The sequence below is a fragment of the Microbulbifer sp. CNSA002 genome, from assembly GCF_047324085.1.
In the GTDB taxonomy this organism is placed as follows: domain Bacteria; phylum Pseudomonadota; class Gammaproteobacteria; order Pseudomonadales; family Cellvibrionaceae; genus Microbulbifer.
In genome coordinates, this window is the sequence record NZ_CP172449.1 from 2,330,368 (window position 1) to 2,355,699 (window position 25,332).

The 25,332-nt window shown below is 47.2% G+C and carries 15 protein-coding genes and 1 pseudogene; 10 read left to right on the plus strand and 6 right to left on the minus strand.

Annotated features, from left to right (window positions below; translation table 11 throughout):
• The first annotated feature begins 472 nt into the window (after positions 1 to 472).
• A complete protein-coding gene (locus ACG1BZ_RS10495; RefSeq protein WP_413665587.1) occupies positions 473 to 1,570 on the plus strand; it encodes a hypothetical protein in 1,098 nt (365 codons plus the stop codon).
• A 457-nt stretch (positions 1,571 to 2,027) separates the two neighbouring features.
• Here ACG1BZ_RS10495 and ACG1BZ_RS10500 read toward each other — a convergent pair.
• Positions 2,028 to 2,182: pseudogene (locus tag ACG1BZ_RS10500) on the minus strand (carbon storage regulator); the annotation flags it as partial.
• A gap of 634 nt (positions 2,183 to 2,816) precedes the next feature.
• Between ACG1BZ_RS10500 and ACG1BZ_RS10505 the strand changes: the two are divergent.
• The 3 genes from ACG1BZ_RS10505 to ACG1BZ_RS10515 all read left to right on the plus strand — a co-directional run bounded on the left by ACG1BZ_RS10505 (position 2,817) and on the right by ACG1BZ_RS10515 (position 5,040).
• Positions 2,817 to 3,461, plus strand: a complete 645-nt coding sequence (locus tag ACG1BZ_RS10505; RefSeq protein WP_413665588.1) for a serine hydrolase domain-containing protein — start codon at positions 2,817 to 2,819, stop codon at positions 3,459 to 3,461.
• Between the two features lie 97 nt (positions 3,462 to 3,558).
• The gene (locus ACG1BZ_RS10510) at positions 3,559 to 4,110 is read left to right on the plus strand and encodes a serine hydrolase domain-containing protein (RefSeq protein WP_413665589.1); all 552 of its coding nucleotides are present in this window, start codon (positions 3,559 to 3,561) and stop codon (positions 4,108 to 4,110) included.
• A 435-nt stretch (positions 4,111 to 4,545) separates the two neighbouring features.
• The gene (locus ACG1BZ_RS10515; RefSeq protein ID WP_413665590.1) at positions 4,546 to 5,040 is read left to right on the plus strand and encodes a gamma-glutamylcyclotransferase family protein; all 495 of its coding nucleotides are present in this window, start codon (positions 4,546 to 4,548) and stop codon (positions 5,038 to 5,040) included.
• A gap of 196 nt (positions 5,041 to 5,236) precedes the next feature.
• On the opposite strand, the gene csrA is transcribed toward ACG1BZ_RS10515, so the two are convergent.
• Positions 5,237 to 5,407 carry a carbon storage regulator CsrA gene (csrA, locus tag ACG1BZ_RS10520; RefSeq protein ID WP_371844791.1) on the minus strand — a complete coding sequence of 57 codons (171 nt, stop codon included), beginning with the start codon at positions 5,405 to 5,407 and terminating at the stop codon, positions 5,237 to 5,239.
• 981 nt (positions 5,408 to 6,388) lie between these two features.
• Here csrA and ACG1BZ_RS10525 point away from each other — a divergent pair.
• Complete coding sequence (locus ACG1BZ_RS10525; RefSeq protein WP_413665591.1) at positions 6,389 to 10,336, plus strand: DUF4365 domain-containing protein; 3,948 nt, start codon at positions 6,389 to 6,391, stop codon at positions 10,334 to 10,336.
• A gap of 438 nt (positions 10,337 to 10,774) precedes the next feature.
• Here ACG1BZ_RS10525 and ACG1BZ_RS10530 read toward each other — a convergent pair whose 3' ends face one another.
• Positions 10,775 to 11,188: a hypothetical protein gene (locus tag ACG1BZ_RS10530; RefSeq protein ID WP_413665592.1), complete on the minus strand. Its 414-nt coding sequence runs from the start codon at positions 11,186 to 11,188 to the stop codon at positions 10,775 to 10,777.
• Between the two features lie 631 nt (positions 11,189 to 11,819).
• Here ACG1BZ_RS10530 and ACG1BZ_RS10535 point away from each other — a divergent pair.
• Together ACG1BZ_RS10535 and ACG1BZ_RS10540 are read left to right on the plus strand one after the other, a co-directional pair.
• On the plus strand, positions 11,820 to 13,565 hold the full coding sequence (locus ACG1BZ_RS10535; RefSeq protein WP_413665593.1) for a hypothetical protein: 1,746 nt from the start codon (positions 11,820 to 11,822) through the stop codon (positions 13,563 to 13,565).
• 1 nt (position 13,566) lies between these two features.
• Complete coding sequence (locus ACG1BZ_RS10540; RefSeq protein ID WP_413665594.1) at positions 13,567 to 14,457, plus strand: hypothetical protein; 891 nt, start codon at positions 13,567 to 13,569, stop codon at positions 14,455 to 14,457.
• A 318-nt stretch (positions 14,458 to 14,775) separates the two neighbouring features.
• Here ACG1BZ_RS10540 and ACG1BZ_RS10545 read toward each other — a convergent pair whose 3' ends face one another.
• From ACG1BZ_RS10545 to murI, 3 genes are all read right to left on the minus strand, one after another.
• Positions 14,776 to 18,234: a UvrD-helicase domain-containing protein gene (locus ACG1BZ_RS10545; RefSeq protein ID WP_413665595.1), complete on the minus strand. Its 3,459-nt coding sequence runs from the start codon at positions 18,232 to 18,234 to the stop codon at positions 14,776 to 14,778.
• Positions 18,231 to 20,930: a PD-(D/E)XK nuclease family protein gene (locus ACG1BZ_RS10550; RefSeq protein ID WP_413665596.1), complete on the minus strand. Its 2,700-nt coding sequence runs from the start codon at positions 20,928 to 20,930 to the stop codon at positions 18,231 to 18,233. The genes ACG1BZ_RS10545 and ACG1BZ_RS10550 overlap by 4 nt, the downstream gene beginning before the upstream one ends.
• Positions 20,931 to 21,028: 98 nt before the next feature.
• Positions 21,029 to 21,862: a glutamate racemase gene (gene murI / locus ACG1BZ_RS10555; protein ID WP_413665597.1), complete on the minus strand. Its 834-nt coding sequence runs from the start codon at positions 21,860 to 21,862 to the stop codon at positions 21,029 to 21,031.
• Positions 21,863 to 22,017: 155 nt separating this feature from the next.
• On the opposite strand from murI, the gene rmuC reads away from it, so the two are divergent.
• Genes rmuC through ACG1BZ_RS10570 form a run of 3 tightly spaced genes read left to right on the plus strand, consistent with a single transcriptional unit; the run spans position 22,018 to position 24,896 of the window.
• Positions 22,018 to 23,496: a DNA recombination protein RmuC gene (gene rmuC / locus ACG1BZ_RS10560; protein ID WP_413665598.1), complete on the plus strand. Its 1,479-nt coding sequence runs from the start codon at positions 22,018 to 22,020 to the stop codon at positions 23,494 to 23,496.
• Positions 23,497 to 23,502: 6 nt separating this feature from the next.
• Positions 23,503 to 24,432, plus strand: a complete 930-nt coding sequence (locus ACG1BZ_RS10565; protein ID WP_413665599.1) for an AEC family transporter — start codon at positions 23,503 to 23,505, stop codon at positions 24,430 to 24,432.
• A complete protein-coding gene (locus tag ACG1BZ_RS10570; RefSeq protein WP_413665600.1) occupies positions 24,432 to 24,896 on the plus strand; it encodes a DUF2489 domain-containing protein in 465 nt (154 codons plus the stop codon). Before ACG1BZ_RS10565 ends, ACG1BZ_RS10570 begins: the two co-directional genes overlap by 1 nt.
• Positions 24,897 to 25,332 lie beyond the last annotated feature (436 nt).

A 25,332-nucleotide genomic window follows, 5' to 3' on the forward strand; every position in this document is an offset into this window, starting at 1 on the left:
GTTGCGGTGGGCGGGGAGGGAATTGAGGGAGTCTTTATTTGATAGCCTTTCACTTTCAGTACTGTAAGTGAGGCCTAAGTGCCTATCTGCAGTTTTCGCCAGTTCGGCGCTCTAGGGTTAACATATTTATTTCATACTGACACTCAAGACGTAGGTGGGTATTCCTTGGCAGGGAAGCATAGTGGGTGAGTGGGGTTGGATGCAGAATAAGGAAAGGCTAGTGTCGGGTTCTCAGAGTTTGGGGGCTCGCACCAATCTCTTGAACACACATCTCGTTCGTGACGTCCATATTAATTAGGTAAGTTGGCCTCTAGTGTTTTGATTAACCCTGCTATTCAAACACCTTTTTTGGCGGGTTATACTTTTGTTTGGTGGGTGTCCAGGATTACTGCACACTACGAACTCCACCGGGTAGTTCACGCTTTGCACGGCCATCTGCAGATCATGGCTTTAGAATATTGAGTTAGGGTTCATGGAAAAAGAAGTAGATCCAAAAATATATGGTGTAACAACAGCTTTATTTAATGAATGGCGTTCACCTCGATTGGGCGATAATAATCCTCAAAGGGTACGCTCAAATGTTTGGGAGTGGCTTTTTCATTCAAGGCTCAGCGGTTATGCGTCGACTAAAAAAATGAATGGTCCTTCGCCATTTGATGAAGGCCCAACTTGGAGTTTTGATCGATTTGGGCAATCGATAAATAAGTTACCTGATGGTCGCATTGTATACATAGGTGGTGAGCATGAGGATCATTATGATCCTGACTTTTGCATTTATAACGATGTTGTCGTTGAAACGCCCGAAGGTGGAGTTGAGTTCTATTGTTACAGGAATACAGATTTTCCGTCGACAGACTTTCATTCTGCCACCCTAGTTGGCGACAAAATATTCATCATAGGCAGTCTTGGCTATCCTAAAGAAAGAAAACTTTGCGATACCCCAGTGTATGTCCTCGATATAAATAATTTCAAGATTAATAAAGTCGAAACATTAGGTGATTCACCGGGTTGGATTCATCGGCATAATGCTGTTCTCAGCTTAGATAAAAAATCGATTACCATTACTAAAGGATTAATTGATCGGGGTAATGAGTATTCTTTGCGTGAGAATATAGATGACTGGAGGCTGAATTTAAAGAATTCATCGTGGGAACGACTTACAGAAAGAAAATGGCCTCGATGGAAATTACGTAGAGAAGATAATTCGAATAATCACATCTACGACATCAGGCAAGCATTGTGGAGCCACGAAGCCAAGTGGCAAGATAGTTATGACAAAGCGATGCAGAAACTTGAAAGCGAAATGGGTTTTAAGGTTGATGTTAGGCTAGTTAAGAACCTTTACGAATTTGATATTGAGCATGAGCCTATTGAGAGGGATGAGGAAGAATACAATGTCTATTGGCTCTATGTTGAGGGTGTAAGAATTCGGTTTATCGAAGAATGGCATTGTATACAGGTAGTGATTGAAGGGAGTATTCCAGATACAAAATTGCTATCAATTAAAGAACAGCTGATATCTAAATTAGCTCATTTAGAAAAAGCGTATTGGATATTGGAAGAATACTAAGTCTTAATAAAATCACATACAGGAAGCAAAATAGCAGAGTTATAGAACCTCTGAGCTGCTATAGCTGAAAGGCGGCCTGCTATATTCACCGTTTTATGTAGCTCTTTACGCTCGTATAATCATAAAAAAGTGCATATAGCGGGCCGCTCAGAGCCTGGTGTTAATATGATGATCCAAGCTTGATGCACCTTGCAGCCGAATAGAATTTAATTTGTTTAGGGTATGCTTATAACTATCTTTACTTGGTTGCCTTAAACTTCCAGTATTGCGACTGAGACTCTCCCCCCGACTTTATGGCTTTCTCCGGTTTGACGTTTTATGATTAACCTGCTTGCTGATATTTAAGATATCGACATTCTTTGGTGAGGGTGATTAGTTAGTGATGCCTTTATTGAGAGTAGCTTCTAAAGAAGTTGGAGCTCTGGTTGGGGCTCCTTCCATGGAGAACCTGCCCTTATTACCTTCCATTGGCTACTTTTTGTTTTCTATTGATGCGCACATAGATCTCTTCTCGATGGACGGGGAGGGATTTGGGGCGCGGATGCCTATCTTTACTTGATTTTCTTTCATTTCCAGTGCTGTGACTGAGACATTCTTCCCGGCTCTTAGGCTTTATCTGGTTTGCTGCTTTATAGTCAACCTGTTTACTTCCTGCTGATTCTCAAGCCGTAGGTGGAGCTTTTCTGGTAGGGGACTTTAGTTGGGGAGCGGCCGTGGTGGAGCAGAATAGGGACTTGTGGAGGCTAGTCTTCCTAAGCTGGCGCACTACTGTAACTTGTTGAATCTATATCGCTTTTATAGCTTCATTGCCAACTTTATCATTTGGCTACTGCTACTGCTACTGCTACTGCTACTGCTACTGCTACTGCTACTGCTACTGCTACTGCTACTGCTGCTCTGCTAATGACCCTACTTGGTGGGTGTCCAAAATTGTTTTTTGCCCAGCCTACTAGGATTGTGCGACCTCTTAATCGAAACTGGCCTGGCCACTATTAAGCTACCAGAGCAGCTCTATGTGTTATATCACCTTCCGGTTACCGCCGTCGGTAAAGTTGTCAAAAAGAAGTATCAGGAGTTCAGCTCTTATCGCCTGTTTAGATGGCTGAATTATCGATTTTAATTGACTAAAAATTAGTAATTGTATTCATCAGAGATTCAGCAATTATTTAAAATAATATCCTCGATATAGAGCTGTATGGCAGACTTTTACTCAATCAAGTAATATTCAAGAAAAGGAAGCTTTAGCATGGAATATCGTCATAGAAAATCAGTATTTGCTCAACCTCTCCTATTATTTACACTATTAATTTCCAACAATGGAATTGCTGTAGATACTAATGCTACAGGGATTTATCATGATAGTCCGGGAGTATACGAAGAGGTATTTAAACCAGGTAAGAAGCATACTATTGATCGTATGATTAAAAAGTATATGCTGGATAACAATATTCCAGGCATGGCCGTAGCTATAGTTACCAATCCAGAAAAACCTGTTATATGGTCCAAAGGCTACGGTGTAAAAAGCCTGGAAAATAATGAAAGGGTTACCAGGAATACTTCATTTTGGCTGGCATCCATCAGTAAGGTAGTTATGGGTACTGCTATGGCCATAGCGCAGGAGGACGGCTATCTCTATTTAGATCAGGAAATTCAAAACTTACTGGGTGAAGATGACTTTAACATTGACAATCCAGACTCCTTACCTATCACCATCCGAGATCTCGTAACTCACAGTTCGGGAATTAAAGATAGCATGGCTTACCAGTGCAGCTACTATATTGATCATGGTGACGGCACTCATACAAAGTTGATCAACTTAATAGAGCCTGGGTTATGTCCGGATAGCAGCCCAATTACACTGGATGGATTTCTCTGCCTATTTGGACAGTGAGGGGGAATTTTACGATTCCAATAGTAACTTCACTGGCTTACCACCCGGGCAAGACTACAAATACTCAAATATCGCCGCAGCATTAGCAGGCTACTCAGTGGAACTTAGCACGGGCTTAACTCTGGCTGATTATACAGAGCAAGAGATTTTTACCCCACTTGGTATGCACAATACCAGCTGGAATTTTTCCAAGTTAAACCAGAGTAACCTGGCAAGCCCTCATACCACAGTTGATAACACCCTATCTTCAATTCCATTTTATGAACTCGCAACCTGGCCAGATGGTGGCCTACGGAGTAGTGCATTTGATATGGCGAGATTTTTAGCCGCAGTAATGAACGAAGGAGTGTTAGCTTCACGAAAGTCTGACATCAAGATTCTTGAGCCAGATTCAGTTATTCAAATGCTGACACCCTCCCAAAATGGTTTTGGGGTCTTCTGGTATTCTGGCTGGCTTTGGAATTATGGGGGTAAAGACCATATTTTAATCGGCCACAACGGAGCTGAGGTTGGATATTTTTCCTACCTATTGTTCAACCCAAAGGATAACGTCGGAGTGATCTTATTGGCCAACACTGATCGTGGAGATAAGATAGAGAGTATTGAAGAACTAATTAAAGACCTCTTTGAAGCGACTCAAGTATGGTGACAACCTGTTTCAGGGCTCTAAATATTTCTAAGGGGGGAATAAAATTTCCCCTTAGAAATACAGCTAATTTTCTCGTCTGGTTTTTGCTGCCCTGTTCGCCACTCTATTTGGCGGGTGTTCAGAATTGTCTATCTTTGGGAGCCAAAAAGTCTATATTTACTTGATCACCCTTTTGTGGTTGAAGCTTTAATACCAATTTTTAGGTTTTCACCGTAGGGCACAACATGTTTATTTTCTACTGATAGTCAAGCCTTGGGTTGACATCCTTGGCGAGGGAGCTTGGTAAGTGACGTTTGTTTGGAGAATGGAGTGGAAAACGGTATGGCTTAAAGCCGCTAACTTCTTACGTCGTTGCGCTGACATGCTTTGAAATTATAGAGAAGCATGGTAGATAGATGTAACTTTTGCATTCACTGATAACTGGATGGAGCCAGAATGAGGTACTTTGCTTACGGGTCAAATATGTCCCTTCCAAGACTGAAAGAAAGAGTTCCGAGTGCTGTGCGAATAGGAACGTTTACTCTTACTGAGCATTCTCTTCGTTTTCACAAAGTCAGCAGTAAAGACGGTTCCGGCAAGTGTGATGCACTGTTTACCCAAAATCCCAAAGATCATGTGATTGGTGCATTGTTCGAAATATCAGATAAAGAAAAAGGTGCTCTAGATAGGGTAGAGGGTTTAGGTTACGGCTATAAGGAAAAGAGGGTTCGGGTAACTGATACCAAGGGAAATTCCCTCGAAGCAATTACATATTATGCAACGAATACGGATCCTTCTTTGCAACCTTATTCTTGGTATCTATATCATGTCATATATGGAGCGAAAGAAACGGGGGTTCCTACGGACTATCTAAATAAATTGGAAGCAGTCAAAAGTATGGAAGACCCTGATAGAGAAAGGGATGCAAGAGAACGTGCAATATACAGTTGACAAACTAAGACACAACAAAGGCTATTGCGTTATGACTTCTCTTTTTTTGCTAAGTGCTTTCACGTGCTACATGCGATAGTGCGATAATCAAAGTTTAATGTAACTTGCCATCGGAAAAAGTTAAACTTTGGTAGAGAAAGTAGGGGAGGGGTAGGCCTCCTTCCTTGGAGAGCCTATCCTCTACGCCTTCCATTGCCTAGTTTTTGTTCATTTTTATGCGCACATAGATCTCTTCACGATGAACGGGAAGGGATTTAGGGGCGCGGATGCCTATCTTTACTTGATTTCCCTTCACTTCCAACACTGTGATCGAGACATTCGTTCCAATTCTGAGGTTTTCGCCTGTTCGGCGCTTTAGGATCAGCATGTTTGTTTCCTGGCGATACTCAAGCTGTGGGTGGGCATTCCTTGGTGGGGAGGCTTGGTAAGTGATGCTTGATGGAAGAGTGGGGTGGGGCGCGGGGGCGGTGGGCGTAGAGAAGGAAAAGGCGGGCGCTAGGCTCCCAGAGCTTGAGGAGTCGCTCCAAGCTGCTGATTGTGCTCCACTTTATTGAAGACGAGCGGGTTTCTAGCGTAGTATGCATACAGCCATCTTGATATCGTGTTTATCAATTTGGTTAGCTGGCCCCTGGTGTTGCAGCACCTTGGGTCAGCGCCCTTTCCCTATTCTAAGCTCATGTGATCATTCTCCTACTGAAGGAATGATAATTTAGGAAAATTTCTGGATCTTTCTTTAGGTGTGGGCTTTATAGTGGTCACCTAAATACAGTCCACAAGTCTGATAAATGTCGATCAATTTTACGCAAAATTGACATGAAGAAAAGTCTAATAAATTCCAATAAGATGGTTTTGACGCCTATATTTCACGATGTATTCTTACATTTCTGCTGTGCAAATTTCTTCTTTAGTCGAAAATATTGGCGATCTATATTTCTGTTTGGTGATGGTCGAGGGTCAACCTTCATGGGCAGAAGCTAAACTTTTTGAGCTTACTGAAAGACTCTCTGAGAATTGCTGATTTTGAAATTAGCTAGCATAATAATTTATATTTTCGACAGAGCTATAGTGCCAACATATGAAACCGATTATACATCCGACTGGGTATCTAACTGAAAATTAGTATCATACTACAAAGGAGACTTTTACTTCGTGGGCTAAAGAAGGCCGGAAGCCAGTCATAGAAGAGCAATAGATCTACAGTGCGGTTAGGGGGTAGTCAGCGTGTACATGAAGTCTTCAACAAGTTTACGGTCGTTGGGTGTTAAATTCTAATTTGGTCGAAAATGCTATCGACTAAGTTGACTCCTAAGTTGCTTTAGGTTTGTAGAGTTTTATTGAAGGTTCCGGTGTGAAGTTTGGCTATATTCAGAAATTTCTGAAAGCTAAGAACAATATGGATGGGGTGATTTTGAATAAAGTGCTACCAAGAGAGGGTGAAAGCCAAGAAATTGGCAAAATGGCATCGAGAGCATTTGTTGCGAAGTTGCCTGCGAATTGGATAGAAAAAGAATTGGATGGTGATTCCGACTTTGGGTTAGATTATTTAGTTCAATTAAAAAATGAGAAACATGGTGTTTCTGCTGGTTTTTACCTTCAACTTAAAGGTACAAGGGTACCCTCATTTGTTGATAGCGGAAGAGAAATATCTTATCAGTTCGATTCCTCTACTTTAAATTACTATCGAAGACTCGAGCCGGCTATTATGGTTGCTATCGTTGATTTGTCTGCCAACGATAAACCTAGAGAATGCCCGGTTTACTTTAAATGGCTTGATGAGGATTTTCTTGATTCAATATCTGAAAAGCTTGAAAAAAATGGCAAAGTGAATATTAGGATACCATTAGTAAACGTACTTGATGAGGGTTTAGACGTACTGCCATATTATAGAAAACGCCTAGAGGCGAGAAATTCTTTAATAAATCTTAGGCGAGCGGTTGAGCAATGTTCGGAAGATCCAGTTAGTCACATTGAAGCGTTAGCAGAAAGCGTAAAGGAGAAACCAGTAATTTTAGAATTGCCTAGAGATGATTCTGGTGCGCCCTGGGTTATCAACCCTAAAGATCTAATTGCTGGAAAACTATGTCAGATCTCAGAAGCTATTTCAGCGAATAGAATACAAACCGCAGAAGTTCTTCTAGAGGAAGTTGAGCGTGAAAATTACACTACCAAGCATGAGCAAGCAGAAATATTCTTCTTGAAAGGAAAAATTCTAAGGCTCAAAGGAGAAGATGATCAGGCAGTAATGCTATTTGAGCAGGCTTATCGTATCTATAATGTGACTCGTTATAAAGTTGGATTTTATGAGTCAACATTAAGAGAAGGTAAAATCCCTAAGAAAGAGGTTTTGGATGGATATATTGAAGATTTAAATGTTAAAGTGTATTCAGAGTGTTTATTGAAATCTAAGTGTCTTGTTATTTTGGGGAGGGAGTCAGAGGCAATTAAGTGTTTAGACTATTACCCCTTGGATAAAGTTGTTGCATCTAAGTTGCTTGTGTTTACATTGTCTGGAAATGTTAATGCTTTTGATGACTTGTCTTCGAGGATTGTTGAAGGTGATCTCTTGGAGAACCAAAAATTTCTTTATTACACTCTTGTTGGTAGGCGATATTTCTATCGTGGGATTAATTATAATTATTCTTCCGCTGGAGAGATGTTATTACCTGCAAAAGGTAAGAGAGGTTATGATTTTAAGATTTTAAAGAATGCATTTAAATACATAGAGATTGCCTTGACTCTTGCTAAAGACAGGGGTTACCCATGTGATACCTATATTCTTTTTGATGTTGCTAACTTGCTGTTTGGATTCTTTAATCAAGAACATGTTTTCACATCCTATCTTGAATCTATGTTGCAAGGTAGGCCTGGATTATTGCCAGTTATATCGGCATTGATTCATTTGAAATTCAATGCGAGAAATTATGAGGATGTACTAAAATTAATTGATGATTTAAAATGCGAAGGGCTTGAGTTTATATCTTTACAGATTTTGGCCAATTACCATTTGGGAAATAAGGTCAAAGTTGTTGATCTCATTACTAATAATAAAGAATATATCCTTCTTCAAAAGCCTCAGGGATATAGTGTGTTATTTTGCGTTGCGGCCCAGTGCGCATATGATCTTTTAGATGAAAGCAGGGAGGAGGAAATTCTAGAAGTTGTTGCGGGGTTTCAAGATGGGGAAGAATTGCTGGCAATATATAAATATGTTAAGAGTTGTAATATTTATCCTGAAAGGAGAAGAGAATTTAATCGCGATTTGTATGATAAGTACTTAAGTTTAAATAAGTCTTTTTCAGTTGCTGAACAATTGTATTCAAGTCTTGATGTGGAAAATTCTGCTGAATCATTGATGATCTGTGATTTGGCAACTTCAATTGTGGGTCGTAGAGAGCTTTATCCGGAAGAATGTATAACGCTTGCATTTGCTCTTTCGAAACATGAAAAGTGGTCAGAGCTAGAGGCATTATGTGAAAGGGTTGAAGTAAGAGGAACTCTTGATAATCTATGGTCGCTACTTAAGGCATCCGCGCTAGATGCGATGGGCAGGAGCGCTGAAGCTTTATCTATATTAGATGGGGCGGTTAGCCGTGATGGTAGATCGGTCGAACGTGCCGAGTATTTTGTACGTATGTGTGTTCATTTGGTTTTTTTTGAAAAAGCTTCTGCTAAGTTAGAGTGTCTTTTAGAGAAGGCTGCTCCTGATAAGCAAATTTATATACTTGAGTTATTGTTGTTTATATATTCCTCTAGCACAAAGCCTTCCAAAAAATTGATCCCAACACTTTTACGCTACGGAAGGCTCGTTGATCAGGATGATGAGAAATCAGAAGGTCATTACCTAATGTCATTTCTTACGATGACAAATAGAGCTGAATGTGATGTAAGCGATTATGTTGATGATTTTAGAGATAGGTTAAGTAAATATACTCAGAAATTCCCAAATTCGACCGTATTAAGAAAGGGAGAGGTATCTCTTGAATCTGGAGGGGATTCTATTCTGGAGGAGGTTCGAAGGATTGCAGGAATTACAGATGATCAAATTAAGGTTTGGGAGAGGAATAGAAATCAAATAAAATCCCGAAAACTGCCAGTCCCTTTTGCATTGCTACCAAACTTTCTGGATGATGTTGGTGATATTTTTTCTGCATGGGTTATGTGTAAATACTTTGGGCATAAAAGAAAAGAGTATCAATTGGTGCATTCAAAAAGTGCATCTCCAGAGATTGTTAATGGTTTAGGTGGAAATTACTCACAAGTAATTTTGGATGAAACGTCGTTAATCATTCTTAATGATTTAGGTGTTCTTGAGTTAGCTTTACGTAATCTTCCTGGGGTTGTTGTAAGTAAGAGTACATATGATTTTTTCTCAAGGAAATCTCATGCTGTTATGGGTTCTATCTATTCATCAATTCCAAGGGATATTGTCCAGTCGTTAAGTGACAATCTTGGTTCCATTACTCTCAAAGGAAGCTTGACTCAGGATGAGTCTTTCATAGATAGATATGAGCTTATTATGAAGGAGCTAGATGCCCCCGTTTTCTGCTCCGATGACTTATATATGTCCATGTTTCTGGGGCATAGCGGTTTTTCGACTGTTAACTCTATAAATATTATCGATTGGTTGGAGTCGAAAGGTCACCTTGGTATGGACCAAAAAATTATTGCTGTTGAGAAGTTCTGTTCTTTTATGGTTGAAGGGGCTTCTTTAAATCGAAGCCATTTATTGCACTCAATAGGTTTTAATTTAAAAACTATTGGTGGGAATATATTTGATAGTGGGTTTGCTTCTGTGTTTAATGCATACTTCCCCCTTGACAAAGGATATGATAATGCGATTGTAGATCTAGGTAAGTTTTTTTCAGGCCTTCTAAATTCTTATGATGGCCGGATAGATCTCGATGGTTTGGAGGATGTCGTTAATGTGTGGATGGTGCGTTATCCTAGCAACGATAGGATTAGAATGGTTTCCACCTGGTTTGTTATATCTGTGTGTGGAGTGAAATATATTCCCGAGGGGATGTATCTTAATAGGGGGGTGGGAGAAGCAAAATTATGGTCGTTAGCTAAGAAGCTCACGGTTGAATCTGACAATAGGTATACGATAAGGGAACTTATAACGGCCATATGTCTGGCTATTTTAGGGTTGAAACCTAAAATGGCGTCCGATGTTTATGATAGGGTAAAGTTTTCTTTTATTGAAGGGTCAAATGAGAGGCAAATGTTTTCCAATATATATATAGAGGAAGCTGTGAAGGTGAGATCGTCTCAGTCTCAATTTGAAAGTTGGTATTAGTCATTTATTTGTTGTTCTGTACCCGCTTTGTTAGTCGATTGCTAAGCTTGATATCTGGAATGTATGGAGATGATTTTGGGGTAGTATCACAAATAAAGAATCAAACCAGATTTGAGGATTTAGTTCGGTTCTTACTAGAAATAACTGATGGTTCTCTCGGTAGAGGGGGATAAAGCAAATTTAGGTAGAATGTATGGCAGTTTTTTTACTGAACAGGATTATGCAGTTACATCTATATTTTATATTTATAGTTGCCCTAGTTAAAATTTTCTGCGGGTATTTTACTTAGGTTAAGGCAACACCTTTCGAGGATCAACAGGAAAATGCTGCCGTTTTATTCTGTTAAGCTAATCAACACCGAGTAAGTTAGTGTATGCAGTACATTAATGTATGCTTGCATCTATTCTCTAAAAAAGTATTAGAATTTCGTAACATACCCTAATCCAACTCCACCAACCTCTGCATCAATGGAAAATACAGCGCACACCGAATATTCCGCTCCCCCCGCGCATAGAAAAGCTTGCGGTAATTCTCCAACTGATTCCGATACTGCTCCAGCTGAGCCGCAATAAACTCTTCCTGGCTTTCCTCACCACTGGGCTCAGCTGTTTTGTAATCGACAATCCAGCGGGTGCCTTCGTTATCAATAAAGGTGCGATCAACAATAGAGCGTCTTAACTGTCGGCCGCCGCTGTGGAGTTCCAGTTCGCAGGCGGATTCTCCTAATGATCCATCCAATAGCCAGCGGCCGGTGGGGCAATTGAGGCTGTTGCGTACGGCGATCTCCACTTTCTCGGCGGCGCGGTCCAGGCTTGTAGCGGATAGCCTAATTGTTTCAGGCAGAGTTGCCACAGGGGGCGTTGGGCTTACAGTTTGTTGGGGTTGATATTGGTCTCGCAATGGTGGCGAGGGTTTCGTGGGCTACGGTGCCGGCGCTTTTGGCAGCCCTTAGAGTCAGAACAATTTGATGCGGGTGTTTTTTACATGTCACGATGACAGGCGATAGCTGATTAATTTATCGGCGGTGAAGGTTAATTGTGATTAGTGTAGCAACAATGAAATGCTGCCAAATATGGCAGAAAAGAATTATGGAGGTGCGGATAGATTAGGGGCTGCTTTTGTCGGAAGTTGTACATTGGTACTTCTGGGGGAGAGATGCCCTTGTGATACCTTGGGGAGTTTATTACATATCATTACATCCAACTGGCTTGAGCTTGTTAAATTCGTAATCAATTTTTGTTGCTTTTAATTGTGAATGGCCCAATTTTTTACTGAAAATAGTATGACTTGCTAGTCTTCTTTGTAAGTGAAATTTTTTTCTTTATTGTTTTTCTCCGGAAATTATACAGAGCGTTAACCTACTGATAAATTTGCGCATCCAGATGAAACTAAACTGGCTCCATGCTTTTTCTCAGAGGAGAGTGGAGCTTGATGAATGTACCAAATAGCGGCTCTAGTATCAGGGGTAGGAAAGGAAGCAAAGATGGAACAGCAAATTAAAACTCATATCCTCTGTAGCAGCGGGGGGCGAAATTTAGTTGCCTCACCTGGAACGGCTGAGCTTTGGGGGCGTATCTATTCCAGTACAATGGGTAGTAAGCCAAACTTCCATGCTGTGGGTGCTTACATGGCCATTCGTGGTTTATTATCTAAACCAAATGATTTTGATACTCATACGCACCTCGAGAATCAGCGAATTAAAGTAAAAACCGAACGCGGATATGAAATAAGTTACACATTGTTGCCTGATGGGGATATCTATCTTAATGATATTCAGATTGATTTTGAGGATGAATCTCTTACACAGGGAGACAAAAAGGCTACTTTATTTAAAGTTTCATCCGATAGTAAAACATCAGTAAACGACAAGCCAATATGGGAGGTAGTTAAAATTGAACCTAATCAGCTCAAAATTACCCCAACGTCCGTTACCCATATTTTGATATGTGATTCTAACGTTGCTGATACTAAACTTAGTGCCCGATATGGAGCACCAGTTATTAATGCTGGTCACCCAGGGCGAGAAGTAGGGGCTGGGGATACATTTTATATGTTCCACTACCCAAAAAAACGTGGAATAAAGGGCTTTTTCGCCACGCGGAAAACAGAAACTGTTAATAAAAAAGCCAAGTTTATTAATGAAATAGCCAGTATTGTTACAGGTGCTGCTCGTATTAGTGCATCTGAGTATCAACGCAGACAAGTAACTGGTAAAGAAGCTGTTAAGAAGCTAACTAACAATCAGAAGGCAAAAGATCAGTTGGGTAATCCCAATTTTGGCAATATTGCCACTAAAAGTCGCGACGATATTATCAAAGAAAAGAATAAATCTAAGGCTGATAAAGCTAAGGCGCTTAAGTTTACCGCTGCTAAGAAAACTGGCTTGCCTGATCCTGTAGTATGTTGGACTACCAATGGTAACGGGGATAAAGTTTTTAGAGATGTTGTAAAGAGCGTTGCCAAAAAAGTTAATGTCGAGAATGTATATAAGGCAAAAGATGAAAGTTCATCAGGAGATGCATTCAACAGTCAAAAGCTACAGCAGGTTTTTCTAAATAATTATACTGTAAATGATAATCGATTAGACCGTGCTATGACCAGTATTGGTATGGAGTGGAGTGAGAAACGGGGGACGAGGAGTCCAGTTAGCTTCAAAAACCTTATTACTGATAGTTTGTATTCAAGTGAATATGCTTTGCTGAAACGTCGTACACAGGTTTCCGCTTGTGAGCAAGAGCGAAGTCAATTACACCCAGCGTTTGCTGCTACCAGTAAGACAGCCATATCTAACGCTCTTAAGCCCAAGGCTCCCTTGCTAAGTACCCAGGGAGCTATTGGTGCAGGCATTAAAGCTGGTGCTACAGCAGGGGCCGGAGTTTTTTCGGCGCTGGTAAAAGCAAATGGGTCGGGGGAGCTAGACGCTTTATCCAAAAATATGGACGCTATCGCAGAAAAATCAGCAACTGCACTTCATGGTACTATGGGTACCATGTATAAGACTATGAAAGTTGTTACAGAAGCTACTGCCAGTAATGCCTCAACTGCACTTACTGTGGCAGGAGTTGCTGTAGTAGGATTTGCTGTTGCAAAGTCAATAAACAGTGGCTCCCTTCAAAAAGCAAAGTTATTATTTGGACAAATGCATAAGGGGGATCTTAGCTCAATGCCAACTAATAGCTTAGGTGATTTAGAGACTGCATTGGCATTTCGTGCTAATCTAAATAGCTAATTTGAAAGCAGCTTGTGAAAAATTGATGTTATTTGGCACTACACAAAGCCCTAAAGGGCCTAATTTAAGAAAGTCAGTACCGGTAAGATGTAATCTTTCTGGTACCAAGCTTACTTTTTTAAAGCCCTTAAGCAACGCCTCAAAAATTAGTGGTGAAGAGCCAAGTGCTGATTTGCCATTGGCTTTCAATGAGAATATCTACTCCTTAGATAGTTTTAATGAAATTCGTAACAATGCATGGGGCATACTGCTTGCAGAGGAGCGGTATAAATATCATGGCCCGCCGTTCATTAATCCTGATGTTGGAGGGATGGAATTTACTGCCTCACTTAGGAAGATAGGCAATGACTTAAATCTACTTAAAGCCAGTGACTATGAGCATTGGGTTGATAGTGATATTAAAGCCTATTACTCCCCAGGTACTGGGTCTGTTTTCCAGGAATGGCTCTATCTTTTCCCGCTGTTCTGGCAAACCTTCAAGCTACCTAATACGAATGGTGTTCAATGGGTTGCCTACGCTGTGCAAGATTTAAGCTGCCAGGAAGGTGATCTAATCAAATATTATGTTCGTGCTGCAATTTCATCTGAGCATGAATTGGTTTTCTCATTTAGAGCCACAACTGATGATTATGACTCTGGTGCTTTCGGATTATTCAAAGAAATTTCAAACTTTATATTGAATAGTGTTGAGATTGTATTAACTGATTCGATTGCAGAAGAAATTAAAGCATTGTCGAAATCTGGTCTTCGGAACTTCAGTGAAAAAATGCCCGTATTGCGATTTGATGATGCGCCAAAAAACAAGTTCAGTAATTATGAATTGTTAAATGATCCGTGTTTTTATTTTACTAAAATCAATAAGGTGGTTGACCGTAGGCTCTGGTCGAAGTAGGAATTAGTCTCTCTGTCTAAGATGCTTTGTACTGCCAGCTATATTGGGTCAAGTTGTATTTGTTGTGGGCTTACCCAGTAAACCCCAAAACCTCTTTTGGGAGAGATTCCTTTCACTTTTTGACTGAATTACCGGTCCTCTTCCGTATTACTTAGCCCCTAGAGGTGGCTCGATGTGATGTAACTATATTTTGTTTACTTAATCGCATCACATTGAGCTACTTTAAAATATGGAGATTGGACTTCTCTTGTCCTTTACATACCTAGTACTGCTCTCTTAAATAATTGATATGAATTTCGGAGCTATACCCATCTTCCCCTAACCCAACTCCACCAACCTCTGCATCAACGGAAAATACAAAGCACACCGAATATTCCGCTCCCCCCGCGCATAAAAGAGCTTCCGATAATTCTCCAACTGATTCCGATACTGCTCCAGCTGAGCCGCAATAAACTCTTCCTGGCTTTCCTCACCACTGGGCTCTGCGGTTTTGTAGTCGACAATCCAGCGAGTGCCTTCGTTATCGATAAAAGTGCGGTCGACAATAGAACGTCTTAATTGTCGGCCACCGCTGTGGAGTTCCAGTTCGCAGGCGGATTCTCTTAATGATCCATCCAATAACCAGCGACCGGTGGGGCAGTTGAGGCTGTTGCGTACGGCGATTTCCACTTTCTCGGCGGCGCGGTCCAGGCTGGTGGCGGATAGCCCTAATTGTTTCAGGCGCAGTTGCCATAGGGGGCGTTGGGCTTCCAGTTTGCTGGGTGTCCAGTCGTTGATATTGGTCTCGGCAATGGTGGCGAGGGTTTCGTGGGCTACGGTGCCGGCGTGTTTGAGCCAGCGCAGGGCTACCTGGCCCAGTTCGGGAATATTGTCTTCTTCCTCGGTTTTGGGTTGGTAGTCTGGCATGCGGTATTGGGCCAGCCACTCTTGCTTGGGCATGGCTTGGGGTTGCCATTGGTTGGGTAGGCGCAGTAGGTAGTCGTGATCTCTGCTGGCCTCGTCTTGGTTTAGCAGGGGTTCTTCTGCTTCCAACCAGTGACACCAGTCGCTTTCCTGATGGTGCAAAACACTGGGCCAGATGCCGGCGAGTAGGGCGGCGCTGCCGGGGGCTTTTAGGTGGCCCTTTTTTTCATCCCGGTTGATGCAGGCCAAAAGATGCAGCGAGCGGATGGCGCGGGTGCAGCCTACATACAACAGGCGGGTGCCTTCCAGGCGTTCGCGCTCGCTGTTGTCGTGCTTCAGGTATTCAAAAACCGGGTCGCGGCCGCCGCGCGCATTTTTAGGGGCGAGCAGGAAGCGGCTTTCGCCTTCGCGGCTAAGCCATTCGCTCCAGCGTAACAGCTGGTCGCTGCCGGGTTTGCCGCCTTGGTCCAGGCCTGGGATCAGTACGTGTTCGAACTCCAGCCCTTTGGATTTGTGAATGGTCATCACCTGGACTTTGGCGTCCTGGGCGGGGCGGGCGTAGAGCTGTTCCAGGGCCAGGGTGAACTGTTGCCAGTCGGTAATGGCTCCGCCGGTATCGAAGGCTTCTAATAATTGCAGAAAATCCTGCACATTATTCAGATCAGATTTTTGCGCAACGGTGGCGGGGCCGCCCAGTTCCAGCCAGAGGCCTTCAATCCAGGTGCGCAGGGGTTTGCGGCCGCGCTGTTGCCAGGCGTGCTGCAGTTTGGGAGCCACTTGGGCCAGGCGCGAGCGCCCTTCATCGCTGAGCAGGGCGATATCTTCCACTTCCTGCATGGCCATTAACAATGGACGCGCGCTGGTATCGGTTACGGTGATATCCCCATTGCCCCAGTTGGCCAGGGTGTAAAGGTCTGGCAGTTGCAGTCCACACCAGGGGGCGCGGAGTACGGCCAGCCAGCTGATTCGGTCGCTGGGGTCGAGCAGGGCGCGGGTGAGGCTGAGTAAATCCAACACCACCATTTTACTGGCGAGTGGCGCCAGCTCTGGTGCCTGGAAGGCGATATTGGCTGCGCTTAGGGCCGGCAGAATCTTTTGCAGGTGTTTTTTCTTGCGCACCAGAACGGCGATACGGCTTTCAGGGTCTTGCGCTTGTAATTGCTGCACCAGATCAACCGCTTGGGTGGCTTCGCGGTTGCGGTCTTCGTCATCGATGCAGCCGTAAAAATTGACCGAGGGCTCGGCCCATTTGCAGCCTTTAAACGCTTCGGATTGTAGATAGCGCACGGCGCCGCGCCCGATATTATCCGCTTGCGGAAATGCCCTTTGGAAAGTCTCGTTAACCCAATTCACCACCGCACTTTCGGAGCGGAAATTTACCTGGAGGTCGAGGGCTTCCAGGGGCACTTCACCGATACCGCGTTCGCGCGCATCCAGGAAAATACCCACGTTGGCATTGCGGAAGCCGTAACAGGATTGCATGCCGTCGCCGACAATAAATAGGGTGCGGCCGTCTCCCTGCTGCCAGCCGGCAGTGAGTTTTTCCAGCAGTTGTAGCTGGGTATGGGAGGTGTCCTGGAACTCGTCCACAAGAATATGCTGGGTTTGCAGGTCCAGTTTCAGCGCCAGGTCTGTGGGGTTATCGCTATCGCCCAGGGCGATCAGTGCAGCTTGGGCCACTTCCGTATAGTCGGTGGCGCCCAGCTGCTGGAATACTAGTTTTAATTCTGCGACCAATTTGGGCAGTACCTGGGCGAGCCCTTGCAGCAGTTGCCACTGGCTCTGTTGCAGTCCGCTGGGGAGCTTGCCCACTTCCCGCAGGGCGGAGAGCAGTGGTTCGTTGCCGGCCAGTTCCGCCAGCAGGTCTTTCATGCGCTGTTTGTATTCTTCGGCGATGGGGCGCTCGGGATCTTTTTTATCCGGCAAGCCAAAGCCGAGTTTTTTATTGATGCCGCCGCCTTTACGCAGATCACCGGTGGTGGTGAGGAGTAGGCTACCGAGTGCGAGCCAGGCGGGCAGGCCGCTGCTGTTTGCGCTGGGGAAATCGTCCAATTCGGCGAAGAGGCACAGGCCGTGGCTGGGGTTTTCCTTTTGTAAATTGCCGCCGGCATAACTGGCCAGCTCCAGCAGTTCCCCGGCGTAACTGCCGAGGGCTGTGGTGAGGTCTTGCAGCTTTTCTGCCACCAGTTCGTCGATAACAAAATGGAAATAATCCTGGGCACCGTCGAAGTTAACGCTCAAAAGTGGGCCGAGCCATTGCTCGCGCTTGTCCAGCAAAATACGCAGTAGCTTATTGAGCTGGCCCAGGTCGTTGTCCAGGTGGAGCAGTAGCTGTTGTAGGTCTGCGTCTGGGGTTTCGCCATCGAGGTGCTTGAGCAGGTTCACCACGGCCAGTTCGAAGGCGATTTGAGTGCGCTCCAGGGGTTCGCCCGGTGCGCCCAGGCCACTTTCGATCGGCAGTTGGCTGGCGAGGCTGCGGCAGAGGCCGTCGATGGTTTGAATGCGTAGGCGCTGGGGTGTTTGCAGCAGCTCCCATTCCAGTTCACGATCCCGCTCCAGCAGGGCGCGGGCTAAATCCCAGGTGATGGCATCGTGGGGGTTGCCTGGCCGGGCTTGGTCGCGGGCGCTGTGCAGGGCGTCGATCAGGCGCTCGCGCATTTCACCGGCGGCTTTGCGGGTGAAGGTAATGGCCAACACTTCTTCCGGTTGCTGGCAGGCGGCGAGCAACTTTAATACGCGCTGGGTGAGCAGGCCGGTTTTACCTGAGCCCGCCGGGGCAGATACGGCAAAGCTGCGGCTGATATCCAGGGCTTGGCTGCGGGCGTCGGCATCGATGGGGCGGCGCAGGGCGGGAGTGGTCACGACTTCGTTCATTCGGTTATTTGCTCCCTTTCCGGCCAGCGGTTTAGGGGCCAGAGTTCACTGTTGTTGTCGGTGGGGCGATCAAAGGCGAGGGTGGCTACACCACTGCGATATTCGGTGGCGAGGGATTCCAGGCTGTAGCGCCAGTGCTCCACCAGATTGCTCCAGGTGCCGTAGGGGGATTCCTTTTCGGTATCGCCCACGGCTTTAATGCCGGTAATGGGGTGCTCCAGGTCTCCGCAGCCATTCCATTTGCAGTCGCCGTTGCGCACCTGGCCGAAGGCGATGGCGTGGGCGTCCGGTTGGAAGAGGGCGTAGAGTGGCAGCTGGGGTTCGCGGATGCGCTGGGTAAGCCAGTCGCGAATACTGGGGACGCCGGTTTTGTAATCGATTACCAGTTGTTCGTCGCTGGAGAGTTGGTCCAGTCGGTCCAGGCGCAGGTTAAAGTGCAGCCCACCGATTTCCACGGCTTGTTCCCATTCGACTTTCTCTACGGAGAAGTTGGGCCTATCCAGTTCCACGGACAGCCATTGTTGCAGCAGGCGCTCCAGGCGCTGCTTTTCCATGGCCCAAAATCCGATCGGCAGGTGATTGTATTTTTTGCGCACACTGCCGAGGGAGCGCTCCACCGCGCGCTCGATTTGCGCTTGGCGTTGCTCGTCGACCATAGCTTGCAGTTGTGCGAGGGTGCCGCACTGTTGCCAGAATTCCGCCAGCACCTGGTGCACCACATTGCCGCGCTCGGCGGGGCCGAGGCCGATATCCGGTTGGGTAAAACTGCTGGCGCCGAGGCGGAAACGCAATTGTGCATTTAACGGGGACAGGGCTTGCGCCTTGAGTACCGAGGCACCACCGCGCACCCGTTCGCATTCGGCGGGGGTGAGAGGTGGTAGCTTTCTGTCTTCGACTTTTTCCAGCTGACAGGCTTGCGCCAGTTGGCTGTAGTGATGGTGCAGGGCGCCTTCGGCAAAGTGCTGGGCTTGTTGCGGGCTTTCAAACAAGCTGCTCAGCCCCTGCTGCACACCGTCTTCTTCACAGGTGTAACTCACGACGATATCGCCGCTGGCATTCTGCAGGTCGGCAGTGAGCTCTCGGGCCAGTTCCAATTCCCGCTCGGCGCTGGCGCGGGGCATCTTCCAGTGTTTTTGCCATTGAATCGGCAACAGCGGATTGGGCGCGGGTGTCGGCGGCCACTGCTGTTGGCCGAAGCCGACCAGGCGCAGGTGATCGAAGGCAAGGCCGCCGGCTTCCAGTACCCCGAGTATTTGCAGAGGGCCATCGCGGGTTTCCGCCTGGAAGGGGGTGCGGCTGGCAATCTGACGCAGCAATTGCAGGGCCTGGGTGAGAGTAAGGTTGCCGCCGCAGGCGCTGAGTGCGGCGAACTCTTCCAGGATGGACTCCCACTGCATCAGCTGCTGGTATTCCTGGCTGTCCGGGTTGCGGCTGCCGGGCCAATTTAATGCGCTAAGTGTTTCGGAAAAGCGCGCGGCCCAAATTTCAGCGGGCGCTCGCTGCCAGCGCCGGGCGCGTTCGGCCATTTGTTCCAGCTGGCGGGGCAGTTGCGGCGATTCCAAGTGGAGGACTTCTGCGGTGCGCTCGGCCCAGTAGCGCAGGGTTGCGCCGTCGATGCGGCGCAGTTCCAGTTTTTGTAAGCGGCGGAACAGGGCGCTGCGCAGCCAGGTTTCACTGTCGTCACCCCAGAAGGGGCTGAACAGGATATTTTGCAATTGAGGGTAATCCCATTCGTCTTGCAGTAGCGATAGCAATTGTAGGGCGGCGCTGCCGACCGGTGTCTGTGCCAGGGGCGTACCGGCGGAGAAGTTAAACGGCAGTGTGTAGCGCGGTTGCTGCGGGTCCAGGTATTGGGGTTCGAGTACGCGGGAAAATACCGCTTCCACCTGGGCGCGGCACTGGCCCAAATTATTCACCACTATGCCAACGCTGTGGCCGGGGTTTTCGGCGAGCTTTTGTCCGGCCCAAAGAGCTGCTTGGTAGAGTTCTTCATCCAAATCGGCGCAGGCGGCTACGGACAGCTCGCTCTGCTGGGTAAGTCCCGGCCTTTCATTAACGGCTGCGGCACCTGCGTGAATCAGGGCATTGGCGAGGGGCGAAATCTGGGCAAAGCCGGCGGTATCTATTTGCGCAACGGGTTCCAGAGTGCCTTCCTGGAATGCGCGCAGGATCAATTGATCGCGCTGGTCTGGGGTGATGGCGCTGTGGGCCTGAAGCTCAGTGGCAAAGGCTTTGATCATGGCGCACAGCGGCAGTTCGTCGCTGCGCATAGAGAGTGCGAACTGTTCCAGTAGGGGAGTTAGCGTTTCATCTATTTGCGAGAGATCGGAAATCAGCTGCCATTGGAGCAGCTGCGCCAGGGCGCTATCGGCATCCCGGCACAGTTGCTGGCTGTTGAGCAGTTGCCGCTCCAGGGATTCATCCAGGGCACGCTGCCAAAGTAATTGCCGCTGCTCACGATTCAATACCTGCTGCAAGGCGGGCTGCCAGTTGCGCTGTTGCAGCTGGAACCAGAGCTTGTCCAGCCAGCTGCGCAGGGACTCCACCGGCGGCGGCACCCAGCAGGCACCGGGCGACTGCTGCGCGGCAAACACCTGTTGGCAGCGGTTGCGCAGACGGTTGTTGGGGGTGAGCAGCAGTCCGCCGGGGGGCAGCTGCGCAAATATTTCGAGAGCGGGAAATGCCGGCTTCAGCATGAATTCGGGTACCGGTTAGGGCTTGTTATTCGGGGAACGGTCGCGGTTTGTGACGGAGCTGTCAACCCAAGTGCGCGGTTCTCATCATTTTGGCGATCTTAGGTGTTGGGTTCGAGGGGTTCGGCAACAGGGGCGAACTCGCTGAAGGCCTGTTCTATATTGCCGGTTAGGTCAACCGTGCTGGTGATCAGGCGGCCAGTGTTTGGCGCATCCGGCAGCATCAGCTCGAGTTCTTCCAGCCACCAGCGCACTCGCCGGGCGATGGCTTCACCGGAATCCAGCCACTGGATTGAGCGAGGGGCGAACTGGTCCAGTTCTTCCCGCAGCAGGGGAAAGTGAGTGCAGGCCAATACGGCAATATCCACTTGGTCGCCACCGGCGGTGTGGAATACGCGGTGTAATACCGGCTCCAAATCCTCTGCGGTGATGGCTTCGCCGCGCAGTTTGCTTTCCGCCAGATGCACCAACTCCGGTGCGGGCACATTAATTACCCGGTTGCCGTTGGCAAATTGCTCGATCAGCTCGCGGGTATAGCGGCGATTGACGGTGCCTTCGGTGGCAATCAGGGCAATAGTGCGGGAACGGCTGGCGGCAGCGGCGGGTTTCACCGCGGGCACAACGCCCACTACGGGTTTCTTCAGTGATTCGCGCAGCTGGGGCAAGGCCAGGGTGCTGGCGGTATTGCAGCCCACCACTAAAATATCGGCACCGCAGTGTTCCATCATGGCCTGGGCCTGCTGGACGATCCGGGGGCGCAATTCCTCTTCGCTTTTGTTGCCGTAGGGGTAAAAGCCGTTGTCCACACCCAGGTGCAAGGTCAGGCCCGGCATCAGGCGGCGGATTTCCCGCGCAATGCTGACGGCGCCCACGCCGGAATCAAAGATCAGGGCGCTGGGGGCTGGGCTATCTGGGTGGGCGCTGTGTTTGTGCATGCGTTCTGGAGTACCAACATCGAAACCAATCCTCCAAGAATACCTAAAACCCCGTAAAAATTCCCGCTGGGTCTTCTCGGGCGCAAACCTATCCCTTGATGCTGAGGTTATCGGCTGGGCTGGCGCGGGGTACTTTCCAGGGGCAAGCTGGTAGAATGGCGCCTTCGCCTGGGTGGTATCCCGGGCAGGCCAGCGGGCGAGGCCCCTGGCAAAATCCTGATTTATCCATCTCTTTCCAGGTCTGGGAGTACCACTCTATGCCAGCGTTCCCGCTGCAATTGAATGCCGATCATGCGGTGATGGCGGCTGTTGCCATCTTGTTTCTGTTGGGCTTGGTGTTTTGGTTGGCGCGAGCCAGTAGCCGCCGCGCTTTACTGCAGAGCCAAGCCGCTTTGCAGGTGGCCCAGGCGCGTATCGATAGCAGCCGCGAGCGGGAATCCCAACTTGGGGTTGAGGTGGAATCCCTGCGTACCGAGCTGGCGGACAAGCTCCAACAGCTCACGAGAAGCCAAGTGTTGGTAGAAAAAGGGGAGGCGGCCCTGGCGGAGCAGCGCAAGCTGATGGAGCAAATGCGTATTGCCATGGGTGAGCAGTTCGAGAATCTGGCCAACCGGATTTTTGAAGAGAAGCAGCAGAGCTTCGTGCGCCGCAGTGAAGACAGCCTGCGCAAAAGTCTCGATCCGTTGGAGCGTCAGCTGGGGGATTTCCGCAAACGAGTAGAGCATGTTTACGATCGCGAAAATGCTGAGCGCAACAGCCTGCTGGGGCAGATTAAAGCGTTGCGCGAGCAAACCCAGCGCATCAGCGATGAGGCCCTGAACCTGACTTCGGCCCTGAAGGGAGATCGCAAGATTCAGGGTAACTGGGGTGAAGTGGTGCTGGAGCGCTTGCTGGAGGAATCCGGCTTGCAGAAGGGTCGCGAATACGAAACGCAAGTAACGCTGACGAGTGATGGCCGCAGGCGCCAGCCGGATGTGATTGTGCGCCTGCCGGAAAACAAAGACCTGATTATCGATTCGAAGGTCTCCCTGGTGGATTACGAGCGCTACAGCTCGGCGGAAACCGATGAGGAGCGCACCCAAGCCCTGAAACAGCATGTGAATTCCCTGCGCGCCCATATCACCGGCCTTAACAAGAAAGCCTACGAGCAGCTGGAGGGTGTGCGCACCCTGGATTTCGTCTTTATTTTCGTGCCCATTGAAGCTGCGTATATGTTGGCTATGCAGGCGGACCCGGACCTGTTCCGTTTCGCTTATGAGAAGCAAATTGTCCTGGTGAGCCCCACCAGCCTGATGGCGACCCTGCGCACCGTCGAGAATATCTGGCGCTACGAGAAACAAAACAAGAACGCGGAAAAAATCGCTGACGAAGCCGGCAAGCTGCACGATCAGTTTGCTATGGTGCTGGAGTCACTGGATGTTCTTGGTGACCGCCTGCGCCAAGCGGATGACGCTTATCAGCAGACCTACAAGCGACTGGCGACAGGGCGTGGTAATGCGGTGAAGCGTATTGATAGTCTGCGTAAGCTTGGTGCTAAAACCCGTAAACAAATATCCGCCCAGCTCCGTGACAGGGCTGAGGATTCAGGACAAATGGCGCTTCCTCAGGAAGAGGGAGTTGCTGCGGAAGACTAATTCCCTATGGAAAATATTTCCTTTGCTCTGCTAGTTACAGGCCCGATCTTTTTGATGATTATCGGTGGATACTTGCTTACCAGGCAGGGCATGTTGCATAAATCCTTTATCGACGACGCAACGGTGCTGGTTTTCAACGTGATGCTGCCTGCACTGTTGTTCGATAGTATTTATTCATCGAATGCAAAACCCTCAGAAGAGATTCCCCTTTTAACAGCGGGAATTTTGGGTACCTTCGCGATAATCCCCATATCTTGGCTGATGGCTCGGCCCATTACTGTGAAGGATCGCAGTGCGTTTATCCAGGGGGCATTTCGTGGAAACGTTGCCATTGTGGGGCTCGCCTGGGTTGAGAAGGCGTTTGGTGAGTCGGGCGTTTCTCACTCGGCAGTGCTGGTTGCAGCGTTGACGATTCAGTTCAATGTGTTCGCAGTAATACTTTTTGTTTTTTACAACGAAGAGAAGAAATTCAGCCTGGGCTTGTTGCTGAAGGAGTTGGCAAAGAACCCATTAATCATCGGGGTATTCCTGGCAATTTTGTGCCGGGTGCTGGATATCAAAGTACCACAAATGGTGCTTGATACCGTTAAAATACTGGGCTCTGCAAGTTTACCAATGGGGCTGATTTGCATTGGTGCGAGTATGAAGCTAGGCCAGCTACTGCGTAGCTCGCCAACAGCGCTGACCTCCTCAGTGCTCAAGTTATTAGGAGTACCAATACTCTCAGTGCTGATTGGTTGGGCCCTGGGTATGAGTCCGACCTATTTGGGCTATTTAATGCTGATCACTGGCTCGCCTTGCGCTATATCGGCCTTTGTGATGGCTCATACCATGGGTGGTAATAGCCAATTGGCGGCCAATATTGTTGGTCTTAGTACAGTGCTCTCTGTTATTTCGGCCAGCATCGGGCTGGCGTTACTTAAGGTGTATATTTAATGACTGTGTTTCCTACTTGGCTGCTGATTGTTGCGGCTTTAGTTATCTTCTCCCTGGCGATTGTAGCTGGCTACTATCTGCGCAAATTATCGATTGCACAGAAGAAGCAGGCCGCGCAGCTAGCTGAGTTAGAACAGGCCGCAGAGGATCAGCGACAAAGAGTAAATGACAGCATCCAAATTATTGCCCGCACCCTGTTGGATGATGGAGTAGGGCTTACCGAAGCTTCGATTCGTATTCGCGTTCTTTTGGATGCACTTCAGGTGGAAGATAAAGTGCGTGAAGAGTTTGTGGCCTTTTACACCATCGCAGAGAAAACCAGTCATATCCCAATTCTCAAAGACTGGAAAGAGCTGCCGCGTAAAGAACAGTTCAAATATGAGTTGGAGATGGCGCAAGTAGAGGCGGACTATAAGGATTTTGCGATGGATGCTGCCAAGCGGATTTTGGGGCGTTCTTTTTGAATCTGGAAACTGGAAAATGACTCATTAGACTTGAGTATTTATGTATGTTTCAACGAGCAGAAATCTGCTCGTTGAAATCAGGTGAAGTATTCCCTCCTAATCAATCTGCTGCTGGAACCAGATTGCTTTTTTATAAAATATCTAATTCATAAAAATATATTCCAATTAATTCACCAGCCATCAGCTGTAAACGCCAGCATCGACTACATCTCCATATTTTTATAGGTTGACATCAAGCTAGGTTTTTAGCCTAATCCGCTCAAGATACCTAAAGCCAAAACCAACTTCATTGGTTTGCACTATATTGAAACTGGCTAACTCATTGATTTTCAATGAAGTTTGCAGGTTTTCTAAGGTGGGGGAAGTGGGTAGGTGTCGAGCCGATGTTATCTATCTGCCCTGTGACTCTATCGTCAATATCTTCTATTTATTAAAG